Source organism: Dankookia sp. P2 (assembly GCF_050632255.1).
Classification (GTDB): Bacteria; Pseudomonadota; Alphaproteobacteria; order Acetobacterales; family Acetobacteraceae; genus Paracraurococcus.
This window is the reverse complement of record NZ_CP192581.1, coordinates 1,577,276-1,593,406: the sequence shown is the minus strand read 5'-3', so window position 1 is coordinate 1,593,406 and position 16,131 is coordinate 1,577,276. Positions and strand designations below refer to the sequence as shown.

Here is a 16,131-nt window from a genome sequence, read left to right as displayed (position 1 = left end):
GGCGTCAGCGCGCCAGCGCCGCCGCCACCGCCCGGCCGAGGAAGGCGAGGGTGGCGGTCGCCTGACGGGCCGGCAGGGCATGCGGGTCGCGCGCCCCGAGCGCCAGGATGGTCGGCGTGCCGGTCCAGACCGGCACCCGCACCAGGGCATCGCGCGCGACGAGGGAGGCGGCTTCCTCGTGCAGCGTTTCGCATTCGGTCGGCGTGGCGCGCACCACCGCGTCGCGCCCCGGCCCCATCAGCCGGGCGACCATGCCCCGCGGCAGCGGCACGATGCCGCGGCGGTCGGGCTTCTCGCTCGCCAGGTTGCAGGTCTCGATGCCCAGCAGCGCCGGCAGCTCCTGCGTCACCGTCTCGATCACGTCGGTGCTGCGCATCAGCGCCAGCACCGCGAGCCGGACCCGGATGGTCAGGCCGTAGCCGGCACGGCCGGCGGTGACGGCGGCATCCACCTCCGCCTCCAGGCTGCGGACCCGCCGACGCTCGGCGCCGAGCATCGCCGCCATGTGGTCGGCGATGCGCTCGCCATGCACCCGGCGCGGCGGCGTCGGGATGCGGTACAGCTCCGGGCGTTCCGCCAGGAATTCGGGATGCGCCTGCAGGAAGGTGGCCACCGCCTCGGCCGAGGGCAGCTCGGTTTCGGCGACCGTCTCGGCGCTGGCGCCGGAGAGCGTCGCGTTCACAGGATGCTCTGGCCGGTCTTGCGCCAATCGGCGAGGAAGGCGGCGAGGCCACTATCGGTCAGCGGATGCTTGAGGAGCTGGCGGATGACGGCGGGCGGCAGCGTCGCCACCTCGGCCCCGAGCTTGGCGGCCTCGACCAGGTGAATGGGGTGGCGGATGGACGCCACAAGGACTTCTGTCTTAATATGCGGGTAGTTGCGGTATATTTTCAGGATGTCCGCGATCAGCTGCATCCCGTCGGTGGCGATGTCATCGAGCCGGCCAACGAAGGGCGAGATGAAGGTGGCGCCGGCCTTGGCGGCCAGCAGCGCCTGGGCAGGGGAGAAGCAGAGCGTGACGTTGACCAGGGTGCCCTCGGCCGACAGGGCCCGGCAGGTGCGCAGGCCGGCCTCGGTCAGCGGCACCTTGACCGCCACGTTGGGGGCGATCTCGCGCAGGTACCGGCCTTCGGCCAGCATGTCGTCGTATTCGGTCGCGGTGACCTCGGCCGAGACGGGGCCGGGGGTCAGTGCGCAGATCTCGGCGATCACCTCGGCCATCTTGCGGCCGGACTTGGCGATCAGGCTGGGATTGGTGGTGACGCCATCGACCAGCCCCGCTTCGGCCAGCGACCGGATTTCCGAGACCTCGGCGGTGTCCACGAAGAATCTCATGGCCGGGGTATCCTTATAATGTCGGGCGCAACACTCGATGCGAGGGCATATTGTTGCGTTTTTGTTCTGGGACAGGATAGCCGATGCTCACCCATTCGGGAAAGCACCGCGGTATGAAAGACACGCCTACCGTGTCGAGCCGGACACGGGTACCCGTTCTGCTGCCCCTGCCGCTGGCTGGGGCGTATGATTATGCAGTGCCTGCTTCCATGGTGCTCCGTCCAGGGGAATTCGTCTCCGTTCCACTCAACCAAAGAGAAGTAACGGGGGTGGTCTGGGACGCGGCCGAGGTTCCGGAGGCAAATCCCGTTCCCGATCGTCGGCTGAAGCCGGTTTCCGCCGTGTTGCCGGCGCCGCCGATGACCGCCAGCCTGCGCCGCTTCGTCGACTGGGTGGCGGCCTACACGCTGAGCCCGCCGGGCGCCGTGCTGCGGATGGCGATGAGCGTGCCGGCGGCGCTGGAGGCCCCGACGCCGCAGGCCGGCTGGACCCTGGCCCCGCCCGGCAACAGCCGGCCGCGGATCACCCCGGAACGCCAGCGGGTGCTCGACGTGCTGAGCCCGGGGGAAGTGCATGCCGGCGCCCTGCTGGCGCAGGCCGCCGGGGTCTCGCTCGGCGTGCTGCGCGGCATGGCGGAGAACGGGCTGCTGCGCCCGGCCCTGCTGCCGAGGGCCAGCCGCTTCGCCCGGCCCGATCCGCGCCATCCCGGCCCGGCGCTGGGTCCTGCCCAGGCTGCCGCCGGCGCGGCGTTGCGCGACAAGGTCGCGGCGCACCGCTTCGGCGTCACGCTGCTGACCGGCGTCACCGGCTCGGGCAAGACCGAGGTCTACCTGGATGCCGTCGCCGAATGCCTGGCCCGCGGCCGTCGGGCGCTGGTCCTGCTGCCGGAGATCGCGCTCTCCGCGCAATGGCTCGAACGCTTCCAGGCGCGCTTCGGCGTAGCCCCGCCCTGTGGCATTCCGAGATCACCGCCCGCACCCGGCGCGACACCTGGCGGGCGGTGGCGGAGGGCGAGGCGCCGGTCGTCGTCGGCGCCCGCAGCGCGCTGTTCCTGCCCTTCCCGGAACTCGGCCTGATCGTCGTGGACGAGGAGCACGAGACCGCCTTCAAGCAGGAGGAGGGCGTGGTCTACCACGCCCGCGACATGGCGGTGGTCCGTGCCCGGCTGTCGCAGGCCGCCTGCGTGCTGGTCTCCGCCACCCCGAGCCTCGAGAGCCTGACCAATGTGGAGGCCGGGCGCTACGCCGCGCTCGACCTGCCGGAACGCCATGGCGGCGCCAGCCTGCCGGCGGTCGAGGTGGTGGACCTGCGCCGCACCCCGCCGGAGCGCGGCCGCTTCCTGGCGCCGCCGCTGGTCGAGGCGGTGACGGCGACGCTGGAGCGGGGGAGCAGGCCATGCTCTTCCTCAACCGCCGCGGCTACGCCCCGCTGACGCTCTGCCGCCATTGCGGCCACCGGATGCGCTGCCCGAACTGCACCGCCCTGGCTGGTGGAGCATCGCGCCAAGCGCCTGCTGCAATGCCACCATTGCGGCCATGCCGAACCCCTCCCGCCGAGTGCCCGGAATGCGGCACCGCGAACAGCCTGACCGCAGTCGGTCCCGGGGTGGAGCGTGTCATGGAGGAGGCCAACGCGCTTTGGCCTGACGCAAGGCGGCTGGTCATGGCCTCCGATACCCTGCCCGGCCCGGCGGCGGCGGCCGAGGCGGCGCGGGCCATCCAGGAGCGCGAGGTGGACCTCATCATCGGCACGCAGATCGTCGCCAAGGGCTGGCATTTTCCGCACCTTACCCTGGTCGGCGTGGTCGATGCCGATCTCGGCCTGGGCGGTGGCGATTTGAGGGCAGCCGAGCGCACGGTGCAGTTACTGCACCAGGTCGCCGGCCGTGCCGGCCGGGCGGAGGCGCCGGGGCGGGTGCTGCTGCAGAGCTTCTCGCCTGAGCATCCGGTGATGCGGGCGCTGATCTCCGGCGATCTCGCCGCCTTCATGCAGGAGGAGGCGGCGATGCGCCGCCCCGGCCACTGGCCGCCCTTCGGCCGGCTGGCGGCGCTGATCGTCTCGGCCGAGGAGGAGCGGGAGGCCGACCGCACCGCGCGCGACCTGGGCCTGGCGGCGCCGGGCGGGGAGGGGTGCAGGTGCTCGGCCCGGCGCCGGCGCCGCTCGCCCTGCTGCGCGGCCGGCACCGCCGCCGGCTGCTGCTGAAGACGCGGCGCGACATCGCGGTGCAGCCGATTCTGCGCGAATGGCTGGCGCGGGTGCCGGTGCCCAACCATGTCCGGGTGCAGGTGGACGTGGACCCGGTGGGGTTCCTGTGAGCCGCCCTCAGCCGGCGCGCCGCCCCGCCGCCAGCACCCAGGCCGCCGCCAGCTGCAGCCCTGCCGCTAGGGCCGACGGCAGCCGCGGTGCCCCAGCCCTGCAGCGCGGCGCCGAAGATCGCCGGGCCAAAGGCGTAGAAGGCCTGGTTCACCGCGGTCAGCAGTGCGAGCACGCCGGCCACCTGCTCGGCCGGCCATTCCGCCTGGGCGATCAGCGGCGGCAGCGAGAGCAGGTTGCCGATCCCGAAGCCGAACAGCAGCACGCCCGCGACCAGCGCCGCCGCGCCGTCCCCCGCCAGCACCAGCAGCCCGCACCCTGTGGCCTGCAGCAGGAAGTCCGCGCTGCCCGCCAGTCGCCGGTCGAGCCCCGGCGGCAGGGCGACGCCCACCACGGTCCGGCCCACCACGGCGCAGGCGGTCGCCAGGCTCATCGCCAGCCCCGCCCCGGCCTCCCCCAGCGCCGGCGCCAGGATCGAGAACAGCGTGGTCAGCAGCCCCATCTGCGCGACGAGGCCGAGCGCGAAGGCCAGCGACAGGCTGCGGAACGGGCCCTGGCGCCAGAGCGGCCCGGCCGGGGCGGCGACCGGCCGCGCCGGCGCCGGCGCCGGCGCGCCGTCCGGGTGCAGCCCCAGCGACTCCGGCGTGGCGCCCAGCCAGCGGCCGGCCAGCACCCAGCCGGCGGCGGCCACCAGCAGCGCCACCCAGGCGGAGGCGCCGGCGAAGCCGAAGGCGGCGATCAGCGCCGCCCAGAGCGGGGTGAACAGCACCCCGCCGCAGCTGGCGCCGTTGAAGGCCATGGACAGCGCCGCGCCGCGGCGGCGGTCGAACCAGGGCGCCACCATGGCATTGATCGCCACCCCGCTGGTCAGCGCCCAGCCGAGCGCGGTCAGCAGCGCCGCCGGCAGCATCTGCCAGGGTGCCGTCGCATGGCCCCAGGCCAGGGCGCCCGCGGCGCAGGCCAGCAGCCCGCCGCGCGTCACCGCCACCAGGCCGAAACGCCGGTGCAGCGCCGGCAGCCGGGTGACGATGGCGCCGCTGGCCAGGAAATGCAGGGTGATCGCCGCCGAGATCAGGGAGAGCGGCCAGCCTTCCCGTGCATGCAGGGCATGCAGGTAGACCGAGGGCCCGTAGGAATTGATGCCCCAGCTGAACACCGCCACCACGAAGGCGGCCGCGACCACCTGCCAGCCGAAGAAGACCGCCGCCCGCCGCGCCATTTTCCCCTGGCCCTTCCATCGATTCCGGCCGCGGCCGGCGGGAAATCCTGCCGCCGTCGGGAGTTTCGCCGCTTCGTCGCCAGGCGAACCGATGCGGCCGCGCCAGATTGCGGGGGCGTGAACCCCATGGTAAAGGCCTCGCGCCGCGCCGGACGGAAGCCTGGTGGCGGACCCGCGCACGCGCACCTTCAGGAACAGGACCGGGAAAGCCCGTGGCCTCCGCCGAGACCATCTCCGACTCTGCGTCCAACCCCTCCGGCCTGGCCGGGCGCTATGCGCTCGCCCTGCTGGGCCTTGCGGATGACCGTCGCCAGACGGATCCGGGGACCGTGGACCGCATCGCTGCCGATCTCGACCGCCTCTTTGCGCTGTGGCGCGACGACGAGGGCTTCCGCGCCTTCGTCGCCGATCCCCGGCTCGACAGCGTGTCGCAGAAGAAGGGCGCCTTCGCCATCCTCGACCGTGCCGGCATCGGCGGCGAGGTCCGCAACCTGGTCGGCGTGCTGATCGCCAACCGCCGGCTCGGCCAGCTGCCGGAGGTCGCGCAGGCCTTCGGGACGCTGCTCGCGGGCCGGCGCGGCCAGCAGCTCGCCCAGGTCACCAGCGCGCATCCGCTGAACGACACGCAGCGCGCCCAGCTGAGCGCGCGGTTGACCGAGGCCGGGTTCTCCGGCGTCAAACTCTCCGAGCAGGTGGATCCCTCGATCCTCGGCGGGCTGATCCTGCGGATCGGCTCGCGGCTCTATGACAACAGCATCAAATCCAAGCTGCAGCGCCTGCAGTACGCTATGAAGGGGCCGCCTGACCATGGACATCCGTCCCGCAGAGATCTCGGAAATCCTGAAGCAGCAGATCGCCGGCTTCGACACCGAGGCGAACGTTGCCGAGGTTGGCACCGTGCTGACGGTCGGCGACGGCATCGCCCGCGTCTACGGCCTGCAGAACGTCATGGCCGGTGAAGCTGGTGCTGTTCCCCAGCGCCGGCATCAAGGGCATGGCGCTAAACCTCGAGCACGACAACGTCGGCATCGTGATCTTCGGCGACGACCGTGGCGTCAAGGAAGGCGATACCGTCCAGCGCACCGGCGACATCGTCGACGTGCCCGCCGGCCGCGGCCTGCTCGGCCGCGTGGTCGACGGCCTCGGCAACCCGATCGACGGCAAGGGCCCGCTCACCGACGTGACGCGCATGCGCGTCGAGGTGAAGGCGCCGGGCATCATCCCGCGCAAGTCGGTGCACGAGCCGATGCAGACCGGCATCAAGGCGATCGACGCCCTGATCCCGATCGGCCGCGGCCAGCGCGAGCTGGTGATCGGCGATCGCCAGACCGGCAAGACCGCCGTCATCATCGACACCATCATCAACCAGAAGCCGATCAACGCCGGGACCGACGAGAGCAAGAAGCTCTACACCATCTATGTCGCGGTCGGGCAGAAGCGCTCCACCGTCGCCCAGCTGGTTCGCACCCTCGAAGAGAACGGCGCGCTCGAGTACTCGATCATCGTCGCCGCCACCGCCTCCGACCCGGCGCCGATGCAGTTCCTGGCGCCGTACACCGGCTGCACCATGGGCGAGTTCTTCCGCGACAACGGCATGCACGCGGTCATCTTCTACGACGACCTGTCGAAGCAGGCCGTCGCCTATCGCCAGATGTCGCTGCTGCTGCGCCGTCCGCCGGGCCGTGAGGCCTATCCGGGCGACGTCTTCTACCTGCACAGCCGCCTGCTCGAGCGCGCGGCGAAGATGAACGACGATTTCGGCAATGGCTCGCTGACCGCGCTGCCGGTGATCGAGACCCAGGCCGGCGACGTCTCGGCCTATATCCCGACCAACGTCATCAGCATCACCGACGGCCAGATCTTCCTGGAGACGGAGCTCTTCTTCAAGGGCATCCGCCCGGCCGTGAATGTCGGCCTCTCGGTGTCGCGCGTCGGCTCCTCGGCGCAGATCAAGGCGATGAAGCAGGTCGCCGGCAAGATCAAGCTGGAGCTCGCGCAGTACCGCGAGATGGCGGCCTTCGCGCAGTTCTCCTCGGACCTCGACGCCTCGACCCAGGCGCTGCTGGCCCGTGGTGCCCGCCTGACCGAGCTGCTGAAGCAGCCGCAGTTCAAGCCGGTTCCGGTCGAGGAGCAGGTGGTGTCGATCTTCGCCGGCACCCGCGGCTACCTGGACCGCATCCCGGTGAACGCGGTGGGCCAGTTCGAATCGCGGATGCTGGGCGAGTTGAAGTCGGCAGCGCCCGGGATCCTCGAGGCGATCCGCACCGACCGCGAGATCAAGAAGCCGACCGAGGACAAGCTGGTCGCCTTCCTCGACGGCTTCGCCAAGTCCTTCGCGGCCTGAAGGCCGTCAGCGGAAGGGACTAGCCGATGGCGAGCCTCAAGGATCTGCGCATGCGGATCAACAGCGTGAAGAACACGCGGAAGATCACGCAGGCGATGAAGATGGTAGCGGCGGCGAAGCTTCGCCGCGCCCAGGCGCAGGCCGAGGCGGCACGCCCCTATGCCGAGCGGATGGAGGCGATCCTCGCCTCCCTCGGCGCGGCGGTGGCGTCCACCCCGGCGCGCCGCAGATGCTGGTCGGCACCGGGGCCGACCGGGTGCACCTGCTGGTGGTGGTGACGGCCGATCGCGGCCTGGCCGGCGGCTTCAACACCAATGTCGGGCGCCTTGCCCGCGCCCGCATCCGGGCGCTCGAGGCCGATGGCAAGGTGGTGAAGATCCTGACGGTGGGCCGCAAGGGCGCGTCCTACCTGAAGCGCGAATTCGCCAGCCGCTTCGCCGGCGAGATCAGCTTCATGGGCAAGAAGCGGATCGAGTTCACCGATGCCGAGAGCGTCGCGGTCCGGGTGACCGAGATGCTGGAGGCCGGCGAGTTCGACGTCTGCTCGCTGATCTACAACCGCTTCCAGAACGTGATCAGCCAGATCCCGACGGACCAGCGGCTGATCCCGGCGCCGCTGCCGGAAGGCCAGGCGGTCGCCGCCACCGGCCCGCAGGCGCTCTACGACTACGAGCCGGACGAGGAGGCCATCCTCGCCTCGCTGCTGCCGCGCAACCTGGCCATCCAGATCTACCGCGCCGTGCTGGAAAGCACCGCCGGCTTCTACGGAAGCCAGATGACCGCGATGGACAACGCGACGCGCAACGCCGGCGACATGATCAACCGACTGACGCTCAACTACAACCGCACGCGCCAGGCCAACATCACCCGCGAGCTGATCGAGATCATCTCCGGCGCCGAAGCGCTCTAAAGGGATTCGCACGATGAAGAACAACGTCGGGCAGATCGCCCAGGTCCTTGGCGCCGTGGTGGACGTGCAGTTCCCGGGCGAGCTGCCGGCCATCCTGAACGCGCTGACCACAAAGAACGGCGACAACACGCTGGTCCTCGAGGTCGCGCAGCATTTGGGCGAGCGCACCGTCCGCTGCATCGCCATGGACATGACCGACGGCCTGGTCCGCGGCCAGGAAGTGGTCGACACCGGCGCCGGCATCTCCGTGCCGGTCGGCAACGGCACCCTCGGCCGCATCATGAACGTCATCGGCCAGCCGATCGACGAGCGCGGCCCGGTCCCGGCCGAGAAGACCTACACCATCCACCGCGAGGCCCCGGCCTTCGAGGAGCAGGCCACCGCGGCCGAGATCCTCGTCACCGGCATCAAGGTCATCGACCTGCTCGCCCCCTACATCAAGGGCGGCAAGATCGGCCTGTTCGGCGGCGCCGGCGTGGGCAAGACCGTGACCATCCAGGAACTGATCAACAACATCGCCAAGGGCCATGGCGGCGTGTCGGTCTTCGCCGGCGTCGGCGAGCGCACCCGCGAGGGCAACGACCTCTACCACGAGATGGTCGATGCCGGCGTCATCAAGCTCGGCGAGGGCAACACCGAAGGCTCCAAGGTGGCGCTGGTCTATGGCCAGATGAACGAGCCGCCGGGCGCCCGCGCCCGCGTCGCGCTGTCCGGCCTCTCGGTCGCGGAATACTTCCGCGACGAGCAGGGCCAGGACGTGCTGTTCTTCATCGACAACATCTTCCGCTTCACCCAGGCGGGCGCGGAAGTGTCCGCGCTGCTCGGCCGCATCCCCTCGGCGGTGGGCTACCAGCCGACGCTGGCCACCGACATGGGCGCGCTGCAGGAGCGGATCACCTCGACGAAGAAGGGGTCGATCACCTCGGTGCAGGCCATCTACGTGCCGGCCGACGACCTGACCGACCCGGCGCCGGCCACCTCCTTCGCCCACCTCGACGCCACCACGACGCTGAACCGCTCGATCGCCGAGCTCGGCATCTTCCCGGCCGTCGATCCGCTGGACAGCACCTCCCGCGCCCTCGACCCGCGGATCGTGGGTGAGGAGCACTACCGCGTCGCCCGCGAGGTGCAGCGCATCCTGCAGACCTACAAGTCGCTGCAGGACATCATCGCCATCCTTGGCATGGACGAGCTCTCGGAAGAGGACAAGCTGGTCGTGGCGCGCGCCCGCAAGATCCAGCGCTTCCTCAGCCAGCCCTTCCACGTGGCCGAGGTCTTCACCGGCACCCCGAGGTGTCTTCGTGAAGCTGGAGGATACCATCCGCAGCTTCGCCGCGATCACCTCGGGCGAGTACGACCACCTGCCGGAAGCCGCCTTCTACATGGTCGGCACGATCGAGGAAGCGGTGAAGAAGGGCGAGACCCTGAAGGCCGCGGCCTGATCTAGCGGGACAGGTCCGGCCCGGCGCGAGCCGGCCGGGCCGACCCTGCCGAGGAGCACATCATGGCTACCTTCCTGCTTGAACTCGTCTCGCCGGAGAAGCTGCTGCTCTCCCGCCAGGTCGAGATGGCGACCATCCCCGCCGCCGAAGGCGAGATGGGCGTGCTGCCCGGCCACTCGCCGATGATCGTCACGCTTCGCGGCGGCGTGATCCGCGTGCGGGAGAACGGCGCGGAGACCGAGAAGCTCTTTGTTGGCGGCGGCTTCGCCGAGGTCTCGCCGGAGCGCGTCACCGTGCTGGCCGACGAGGCCACCCCGCTGGCGAGCCTGTCCCGTGCCGCGGCCGAGCGCCGCATCGCGGAGGCCGAGGCGGCGCTTAAGGAGGTCTCGCCCACCGATGCCGAGACCCGGCGCGACGCGGCGCTGGAGCGGCTGCTGGCGGCCCGCGCCATGCTGGACGCTGCCCAGGCGGCCTGAACGACGGCTCGGCACTCAGTCGAAAGGGCCGGGGCGGCAGCGCCCCGGCCCTTTTCGTATCGGCCGCATAGCCTTCGCGCCACAATGCGGCTTTTTGCTGGCAACGCTGTGTCTGGGGCGCCACGCCGCTTGAATCCCCGGCCGCCTTGGCGAACATGCGGGGGATGGCGACGTTGCCGTGGCCCTGCGCGATGGCCTGCCACCGCGCGACGAAGGGGATGACCGGCCCGCCGCGGGCCATGGGGACAGCATGAAGCACTGGCGTGTCGACCAGGTAGGGTGGGACCGCTTCGATCCGTCGAAGCTGGACCCGGAGATCGTGCCCCTGGTGAAGGCGGCGGCGATGGTCGAGCGCAACGGCGACGACTATGCGCTCTATCTGAAGCGGGTCTTCTGCGACGACCCGGATTTCCACCTCGCCGCCGAGAACTGGGCGGTGGAGGAGATCCAGCACGGCGACGCGCTGGGCCGCTGGGGTGAGCTTGCCGATCCGGGCTGGAACTATGCCGAGGCCTTCGCGCGTTATCGCGCCGGCTATAAGATCGACATCAACGCCGATGCCTCGATCCGCGGCTCCCGCACCGAGGAGCTGATTGCCCGCTGCATGGTCGAGACCGGGACCAGCAGCTACTACACCGCGCTGGCCGAGGCGACCGAGGAGCCGGTGCTGAAGGAGGTCTGCCGGCTGATCGCCGCCGACGAGTACCGCCACTTCAAGCTCTTCTACGACCACATGAAGCGCTACCTGGCGCGGGAGGACCTGTCCTTCCTGCAGCGGCTGAAGGTCGCCGCCGGGCGGATCGGCAGATCGGAGGACGACGAGCTCGCCTTCGCCTTCCATTGCTCGAACGAGGATCCCGCGATCCCCTACAGCCATGACCGCTGCATCGCCGGCTATATGGGCCGTGCCATGAATTTTTACCGGTTCCGACATATAGAGCGTGGCATGGGCATGGTTTTCAAATCGATCGGGCTCGAGCCGCGCGGCCGGCTCTCTGATCTCGCGGCGCGGGGCGCCTGGCGGCTGCTGTGCTGGCGGCGCGACCGGTTCCGCGCGGCGCTGCGGCAGGAGAGCGCCCCGCCCTGGCCCAGGCCGCCTGACCTGCGCCCGCGCCGCCGCGACCTCCTCGCTGGCGCGGGAGGCATGATGCTCGCGCCCGCAAGCCTGGCCCAGCCGGCCCGGGGCCTTGCCGCCCTGGCGCGGCCGCGCGGCATCCTGTTCGGCGCCGCCATCAATACCGGCCGGCTGGCGGATGCCGCCTATGCCCGGCAGATGGCGACCGAGCCGCAGCTGCTGGTTCCCGAATGGGAGGGCAAGTGGGCGGCGCTGCAGCCGGAGGAGGGGCGGTTCGACTTCGCTCCGCTCGGCGCCGTGCTGGAGTTCGCCGCGCGCAACGCCCAGCAGGTGCGCGGCCATGCCCTGATCTGGCACCAGGCGATGCCGGACTGGCTGGCCCCGGCCCTGGCGGCGGGGCCGGCCCGTGCCCGCGCCCTGCTCGCGGCGCATCTGGATGCCGTGCTGTCCCGCACCGCCCCGGCCATCCGCGACTGGGACGTGGTGAACGAGGCGGTGGCGAATGCCGGCGGCCCCTTCACCGAAAACACGCCGGCGGTCGGCGACCTCCGCGACACGCCCTGGCTGCGGGCGCTCGGCCCCGGATACGTCGATCTCGCCTTCCAGCTGGCGCGCGAGCGCGACCGCACCCTGCGGCTGACCTACAACGACTACGGGGTCGAGGGCGACACGCCCTTCGCCGAGGAGAAGCGCCAGCGCGTGCTGCGGCTGCTACGGCGGATGGTGGCGGCGCGGGTGCCGGTGGATGCGCTCGGCATCCAGGCGCACCTGATCATGGACGAGCCCTTCCGGCCCGAGCCCTTCGCCGCCTTCCTGCGCGAGGTGCGCGGGCTTGGCCTGGCGATCCTGCTGACCGAGCTCGACCTGCGGGAAGCCGCGGTGGTGCCGCCCGACCTGGCGGCGCGGGACGCGCTGGTGGCGGCGCGGGTGGAGGCGGTGGTCGGCACGGCGCTGGCGGAAGGCTGCCGCACCGTGCTGACCTGGGGCCTGTCCGACAGGGATAGCTGGCTGGCGACGGACAAGGACGTCGCCCGCAAGGATGGCGGCATCCATCGCGGCCTGCCGCTGGATGCCGAGGGACGGCGGAAGCCGATGTGGCAGGCGCTGGCCCGGGTGTTCGAGACGGGGGCTACCGCGCCGCCGCGCTGAAGGCGGAATTGTCGTAGGCGTTGTCGGCGATGCGCGCCCATTGGAATTGGTCGTCGCGGTAGGGCTTGTAGCTCTCCCAGATCCGCTTGAACCGCGCGTCCTTGGACGACATCTCCTCGAACATCTCGTGTGTCGTCTTCCAGGCCGCCTGCAGCACGTCGCGCGGCCAAGCGCGCAGCTGGGCGCCGGCCGCCACCAGCCGGCGCAGCGCGGGCGGGTTCTGGTGGTCGTAGCGCGCCATCATCTCCAGCTCGGTCTCGATGCAGGCGACCTGGATGGCCGACTTGTAGGCGTCCGGCAGCGGGTCCCAGGCCTTCTGGCCGATCACCAGGTGGCCGCGGGCGCAGGGCTCCCAGAAGCCGGGCCCGTAGTAGTATTTCGCCACGCGGTGGAAGCCGAGCTTCTCGTCATCATAGGGCCCGACGAATTCCGCCGCGTCGATCGTGCCGCGCTCGAGCGAGGGATAGATGTCCGAGGCCGGCACCAGGGTTGGCACCGCGCCGATCCGCTGGAAGACGCGCCCGCCCAGCCCGGCGATGCGGGATTTCAGCCCCTGCATGTCGGCCAGCGACTTCACCTCGGAGCGGAACCAGCCGCCCATCTGCGTGCCGGTGTCGCCGCAGAGGAAGCCGACGCAGTTGAACTCCTTCAGCATCTCGGCGCAGAAGCTCGTTGCCGCCGCCGCGCTTCATCCAGGCGCCCTGCTGGCGGTAATTCCCGCCGAAGGGCATCGAGGTGAAGAAGCTGAGCGCCGGGTCCTTGCCGATGTAGTAGTAGAGCGCGGTCTGGCCGCATTCGATGGTGCCGTTCTGCACCGCGTCCAGCACCTGCAGCGGCGGCGCGATCTCGCCGGCCGAGAAGGCGCGGATCTGGAAGCGGTTGTCGGTGAGTTCGGCCACGCGCTTGCTGATCGTCTCGGCGCCGAAGAACAGGATGTCGAGGTTCTTCGGAAAGCTCGACTGCAGCCGCCAGCGGATTTCGGGGTTCTGGGTCTGGGCGATGGCGGGCGCGGCAAGCACGGGCGCCGCGGCGGCGGCGCCGAGGATGGACCGGCGGTTCATGCGGACATGGCTCCCTCACGATTCTTGTGTAGGGAGTGTAATGTATAGTCCCCGCCGCGCAACGGCGGCGCTGGTCAGTCCCGCCCGCGCAGCTGGATCTCCCGCAGCCGCAGCGCCGCGACCAGGCACAGCGCGGCGAAGCCGGCCGCGGCCAGGAAGACCAGGGAGAAGGCTTCCGCCGCCGCCGCGGGATCGGCTGCCGCGCCGTGCTCCGGCAGCCGCCCGAGCAGCAGGGCCGAGAGGATCGCCACCCCGAAGGCGCCGCCCATCAGCCGGAAGAACATCATGCAGGCCACCGCGATGCCGCCGTCGCGCGGATCGACCGCATTCTGGATGGTGACGGTGATGGGGGAGAACTGGCAGCCGAAGGCGAGGCCGAGCAGCAGAGTCGCGCCAGTGTCGAGCAGCAGCGAATGTCCGAGCCCGGCCCAGGCGATGACGAGGCACATGATGGTGGCGGTCGACGACCCGATCAGCGTCAGGAAGCGGTAGCGCCCGGTCTTCGTTACCGCCTGGCCGGCGAGGAAGCTGCCGGTGACGCTGCCGAGCGTCATCGCGATCATCCTGAGGCCGGCATCCTTGGCCGAGAGCCCGCCGACCATCTGGTAGTGCAGCGGCACCAGCACGGTCAGCGACATCATCACCATCGACGCCAGGCCGGTCACCGCGATCGCCATGCGGAAGATGCCGTTCCTGAACAGGTGCAGCGGCAGCATCGGCTGGGGCGCCACCCTTTCCTGCGCGATCAGCCAGACGAGGAAGACGGCGCCGAGCGCGAAGCAGCCCCAGGCTTCCGGCGCCGCCCAGTGCCCGGCGCGCTCCACCAGGGTGATGCCGATCAGCACCGGGGTGCAGGACAGCAGGATCAGCAGCGCGCCGAGCCAGTCGATTCGCGGCCGCTTGTTCGGTCGCGGCAGGCGGCGAAGCTGGAAGTACGTCGCGGCAAAGGCGGCCGCGCCGAGCGGCAGGTTGATCCAGAAGATCCATTGCCAGGACAGGTATTCGACGAAGAGCCCGCCCAGCACCGGCCCGCCGATATTGGCCGTGGCGAAGGTGGCCGACAGGTATCCCTGCACCCGGCCGCGCTCCCGCGGCGGCAGGATGTCGCCGACCACCGCCAGCGAGATTGCCCGCAGCCCGCCGCCGCCGAGCCCCTGCAGCACCCGCGCCGCGACCAGCGCGCCCATGCTCGGCGCCAGCGCCGAGCAGATGGCCCCGAGCGCGAAGACCGAGATCGAGACCAGCAGCACCGGGCGCCGCCCATAGAGGTCGGACAGCCGGCCATAGATCGGCGTGGTGACGGTGGAGGCGATGAGATAGGCGCTGACCACCCAGGGCATCAGCGACCAGCCGCCGAGATCGTCGGCGATGGTCGAGAGCGCCGTCGCGACGATGGTCTGGTCGAGGCTGGACAGGAACAGCGCCAGCATCAACCCCATGACGATCAGCCGCACCTCGCCCGGGCTGAAGGTGACGGCCGGGGCCGGGGTCGGGATGGGCGGGGCAGGGGTGTCGCGCACGATGCCGGCAAGGCTAGTGCAGATCGGGGCGGGGCGCGAAGCCCCGCCGGCTCGAAACCGCTTCGGCGACGAGGCGCCGCGGTTGCGCGGCGTTCAGATGGGAACGCCGCGCCGCCGCCGCCCGCCGGATCCCCCGGTCAGGCCGCCCGGGGCAGGGCCCGTCAGGCTCGCGCGGCCTCGGCGAAGGCGAAGCTTTCGTAGGCATTCTCCGCCACGCGGAACCACTGGTACTGCTCGTTCCTGAAGGTCCGGTAATTCTCCCACACCTTCTTGAACTGCGGGTTCTTCGCCGCGGTCTCGTCGTAGAGGCCATGCGCCTCCCGCCACGCCGCCTGCAGGATCTCCCGCGACCAGCCGCGCAGCTGCGCGCCGCCCGCGACCAGGCGGCGCAGCGCCGGCGGGTTCAGCGCGTCGTACTTGGCGTTCTGGTCGGTGTCGATCTCGCCGAGCGTGACCTCGACCGCCGAGCGGTAGTGCTGCGGCAGCTTCTCCCAGGCCTGCTTGTTGGCGACGAAGCCGCCCATCGAGGAGGGCTCCCAGAAGCCCGGCGCGTAGTAGTACTTGGCGATCGGTTCAGCCCGAGCTTCTCGTCGTCATAGGGGCCGATGAACTCGGCGGCGTCGATCACGCCGCGCTCCAGGCTCGGGTAAATGTCGCCCGGGGCGATCTGCGTCGGCACCACGCCGAGCCGCTCCACCACCAGCCCGGCCAGGCCGGCGATGCGGGATCGAGGCCCTTCAGGTCGTCGAGCGTCTTCACCTCCCGCCGGAACCAGCCGCCCATCTGCACGCCGGTATCGCCGGGATCATGAAGACGCAATTGAACGCGCCGAACAGCTCGTTCGCCAGCGCCAGCCCGTCGCCGTAGCGCATCCAGGCCGCCATCTGCCGGCGGTTCATGCCGAAGGGCACGCAGGTGAAGAAGGCCAGCGCCGGCTCCTTGCCGTAGTAGAACAGCGCCGGGGTATGGCCGCATTCGACAGAGCCCTGCTGCACCAGATCCAGCACCTGCAGCGCCGGCACGATCTCCCCGGCCGGGGAGGGGGTGATGCGGAACTTGCCGTCGGTCAGCTCCGCCACCCGCCGGCTCAGCCGCTCGCAGCTGCCGTAGAGCACATCGAGGTTGCGCGGGAAGGAACTGGGCATGCGCCAGCGGACTTCGGGATTGGCCTGGGCGAGGGCGGGCGTGGCAAGCGCGGCGGCGCCGCCGGCGGCGCCGAGGAATACTCTACGGTCCATACGAAAACCTCCCTGGAGCCGTCGTTGCGGCTGCCGCTACCATGTCGGA

General features: G+C 70.8%; 13 protein-coding genes and 7 pseudogenes. 11 read left to right on the top strand and 9 right to left on the bottom strand.

The features are described from left to right. Positions 1-4: 4 nt before the first annotated feature. A complete protein-coding gene (locus ACQ86J_RS09545) occupies positions 5-682 on the bottom strand; it encodes a DUF484 family protein (RefSeq protein ID WP_431270926.1) in 678 nt (225 codons plus the stop codon). Then, the gene (fsa, locus tag ACQ86J_RS09540) at positions 679-1,335 is read right to left on the bottom strand and encodes a fructose-6-phosphate aldolase (RefSeq protein ID WP_431270925.1); all 657 of its coding nucleotides are present in this window, start codon (positions 1,333-1,335) and stop codon (positions 679-681) included. Before fsa ends, ACQ86J_RS09545 begins: the two co-directional genes overlap by 4 nt. Positions 1,336-1,418: 83 nt before the next feature. On the opposite strand from fsa, the gene ACQ86J_RS09535 reads away from it, so the two are divergent. Genes ACQ86J_RS09535 through ACQ86J_RS09520 form a run of 4 tightly spaced genes read left to right on the top strand, consistent with a single transcriptional unit; the run spans position 1,419 to position 3,650 of the window. Continuing rightward, positions 1,419-2,411: a DEAD/DEAH box helicase family protein gene (locus ACQ86J_RS09535; protein WP_431270924.1), complete on the top strand. Its 993-nt coding sequence runs from the start codon at positions 1,419-1,421 to the stop codon at positions 2,409-2,411. Then, positions 2,336-2,767, top strand: coding sequence for a hypothetical protein (locus ACQ86J_RS09530; RefSeq protein WP_431270923.1), 432 nt, complete (start codon positions 2,336-2,338; stop codon positions 2,765-2,767). The genes ACQ86J_RS09535 and ACQ86J_RS09530 overlap by 76 nt, the downstream gene beginning before the upstream one ends. Then, positions 2,731-3,537, top strand: a complete 807-nt coding sequence (priA, locus tag ACQ86J_RS09525) for a replication restart helicase PriA (protein WP_431270922.1) — start codon at positions 2,731-2,733, stop codon at positions 3,535-3,537. The genes ACQ86J_RS09530 and priA overlap by 37 nt, the downstream gene beginning before the upstream one ends. Then, entirely contained in the window at positions 3,465-3,650 is a 186-nt protein-coding gene (locus ACQ86J_RS09520) for a hypothetical protein (RefSeq protein WP_431272353.1), read from the top strand. Before priA ends, ACQ86J_RS09520 begins: the two co-directional genes overlap by 73 nt. A gap of 182 nt (positions 3,651-3,832) precedes the next feature. Here the strand turns inward: ACQ86J_RS09520 and ACQ86J_RS09515 are convergent. Beyond that, positions 3,833-4,867, bottom strand: a pseudogene (locus tag ACQ86J_RS09515) (MFS transporter); the annotation flags it as partial. A gap of 212 nt (positions 4,868-5,079) precedes the next feature. Here ACQ86J_RS09515 and atpH point away from each other — a divergent pair. From atpH to ACQ86J_RS09480, 7 genes and pseudogenes are all read left to right on the top strand, one after another. Next, positions 5,080-5,826, top strand: coding sequence for an ATP synthase F1 subunit delta (atpH, locus tag ACQ86J_RS09510; RefSeq protein ID WP_431270921.1), 747 nt, complete (start codon positions 5,080-5,082; stop codon positions 5,824-5,826). Further along, positions 5,708-7,211 (top strand): annotated as a pseudogene (atpA, locus tag ACQ86J_RS09505) (F0F1 ATP synthase subunit alpha). Before atpH ends, atpA begins: the two are co-directional and overlap by 119 nt. Before the next feature lie 26 nt (positions 7,212-7,237). Then, a pseudogene (locus ACQ86J_RS09500) lies at positions 7,238-8,121 on the top strand (F0F1 ATP synthase subunit gamma). Between the two features lie 13 nt (positions 8,122-8,134). Next, positions 8,135-9,563, top strand: a pseudogene (gene atpD / locus ACQ86J_RS09495) (F0F1 ATP synthase subunit beta). 62 nt (positions 9,564-9,625) lie between these two features. Beyond that, entirely contained in the window at positions 9,626-10,039 is a 414-nt protein-coding gene (atpC, locus tag ACQ86J_RS09490; protein ID WP_431270920.1) for an ATP synthase F1 subunit epsilon, read from the top strand. A gap of 250 nt (positions 10,040-10,289) precedes the next feature. Continuing rightward, positions 10,290-11,093 (top strand): annotated as a pseudogene (locus ACQ86J_RS09485) (ferritin family protein); the annotation flags it as partial. A gap of 90 nt (positions 11,094-11,183) precedes the next feature. Then, positions 11,184-12,263, top strand: coding sequence for an endo-1,4-beta-xylanase (locus ACQ86J_RS09480; RefSeq protein WP_431272352.1), 1,080 nt, complete (start codon positions 11,184-11,186; stop codon positions 12,261-12,263). Here ACQ86J_RS09480 and ACQ86J_RS09475 read toward each other — a convergent pair. The 6 genes and pseudogenes from ACQ86J_RS09475 to ACQ86J_RS09450 all read right to left on the bottom strand — a co-directional run bounded on the left by ACQ86J_RS09475 (position 12,244) and on the right by ACQ86J_RS09450 (position 16,082). Continuing rightward, positions 12,244-13,324 (bottom strand): annotated as a pseudogene (locus ACQ86J_RS09475) (TRAP transporter substrate-binding protein). The gene ACQ86J_RS09480 and the pseudogene ACQ86J_RS09475 sit on opposite strands and share 20 nt — an antisense overlap. A 74-nt stretch (positions 13,325-13,398) precedes the next feature. Beyond that, a complete protein-coding gene (locus tag ACQ86J_RS09470) occupies positions 13,399-14,844 on the bottom strand; it encodes an MDR family MFS transporter (RefSeq protein WP_431270919.1) in 1,446 nt (481 codons plus the stop codon). 161 nt (positions 14,845-15,005) lie between these two features. Then, positions 15,006-15,353 (bottom strand): annotated as a pseudogene (locus tag ACQ86J_RS09465) (ABC transporter substrate-binding protein); the annotation flags it as partial. After that, positions 15,248-15,523 (bottom strand): hypothetical protein, encoded by a 276-nt coding sequence (locus ACQ86J_RS09460; protein WP_431272351.1) that lies wholly within the window; start codon positions 15,521-15,523, stop codon positions 15,248-15,250. The pseudogene ACQ86J_RS09465 and the gene ACQ86J_RS09460, both read right to left, overlap by 106 nt. Further along, a complete protein-coding gene (locus ACQ86J_RS09455) occupies positions 15,469-15,627 on the bottom strand; it encodes a hypothetical protein (RefSeq protein WP_431272812.1) in 159 nt (52 codons plus the stop codon). The genes ACQ86J_RS09460 and ACQ86J_RS09455 overlap by 55 nt, the downstream gene beginning before the upstream one ends. Further along, entirely contained in the window at positions 15,600-16,082 is a 483-nt protein-coding gene (locus ACQ86J_RS09450) for a hypothetical protein (protein WP_431270918.1), read from the bottom strand. The genes ACQ86J_RS09455 and ACQ86J_RS09450 overlap by 28 nt, the downstream gene beginning before the upstream one ends. Positions 16,083-16,131: the final 49 nt, after the last annotated feature.

Bases quoted from the DNA above. Each gene is read 5' to 3' on its own strand.
- fsa (WP_431270925.1), bottom strand. From the start codon at position 1,335: ATGAGATTCTTCGTGGACACCGCCGAGGTCTCGGAAATCCGGTCGCTG.
- ACQ86J_RS09455 (WP_431272812.1), bottom strand. From the start codon at position 15,627: ATGGGCGGCTGGTTCCGGCGGGAGGTGAAGACGCTCGACGACCTGAAG.
- priA (WP_431270922.1), top strand. From the start codon at position 2,731: ATGCTCTTCCTCAACCGCCGCGGCTACGCCCCGCTGACGCTCTGCCGC.
- atpC (WP_431270920.1), top strand. From the start codon at position 9,626: ATGGCTACCTTCCTGCTTGAACTCGTCTCGCCGGAGAAGCTGCTGCTC.
- ACQ86J_RS09480 (WP_431272352.1), top strand. From the start codon at position 11,184: ATGATGCTCGCGCCCGCAAGCCTGGCCCAGCCGGCCCGGGGCCTTGCC.
- ACQ86J_RS09535 (WP_431270924.1), top strand. From the start codon at position 1,419: ATGCTCACCCATTCGGGAAAGCACCGCGGTATGAAAGACACGCCTACC.
- ACQ86J_RS09450 (WP_431270918.1), bottom strand. From the start codon at position 16,082: ATGGACCGTAGAGTATTCCTCGGCGCCGCCGGCGGCGCCGCCGCGCTT.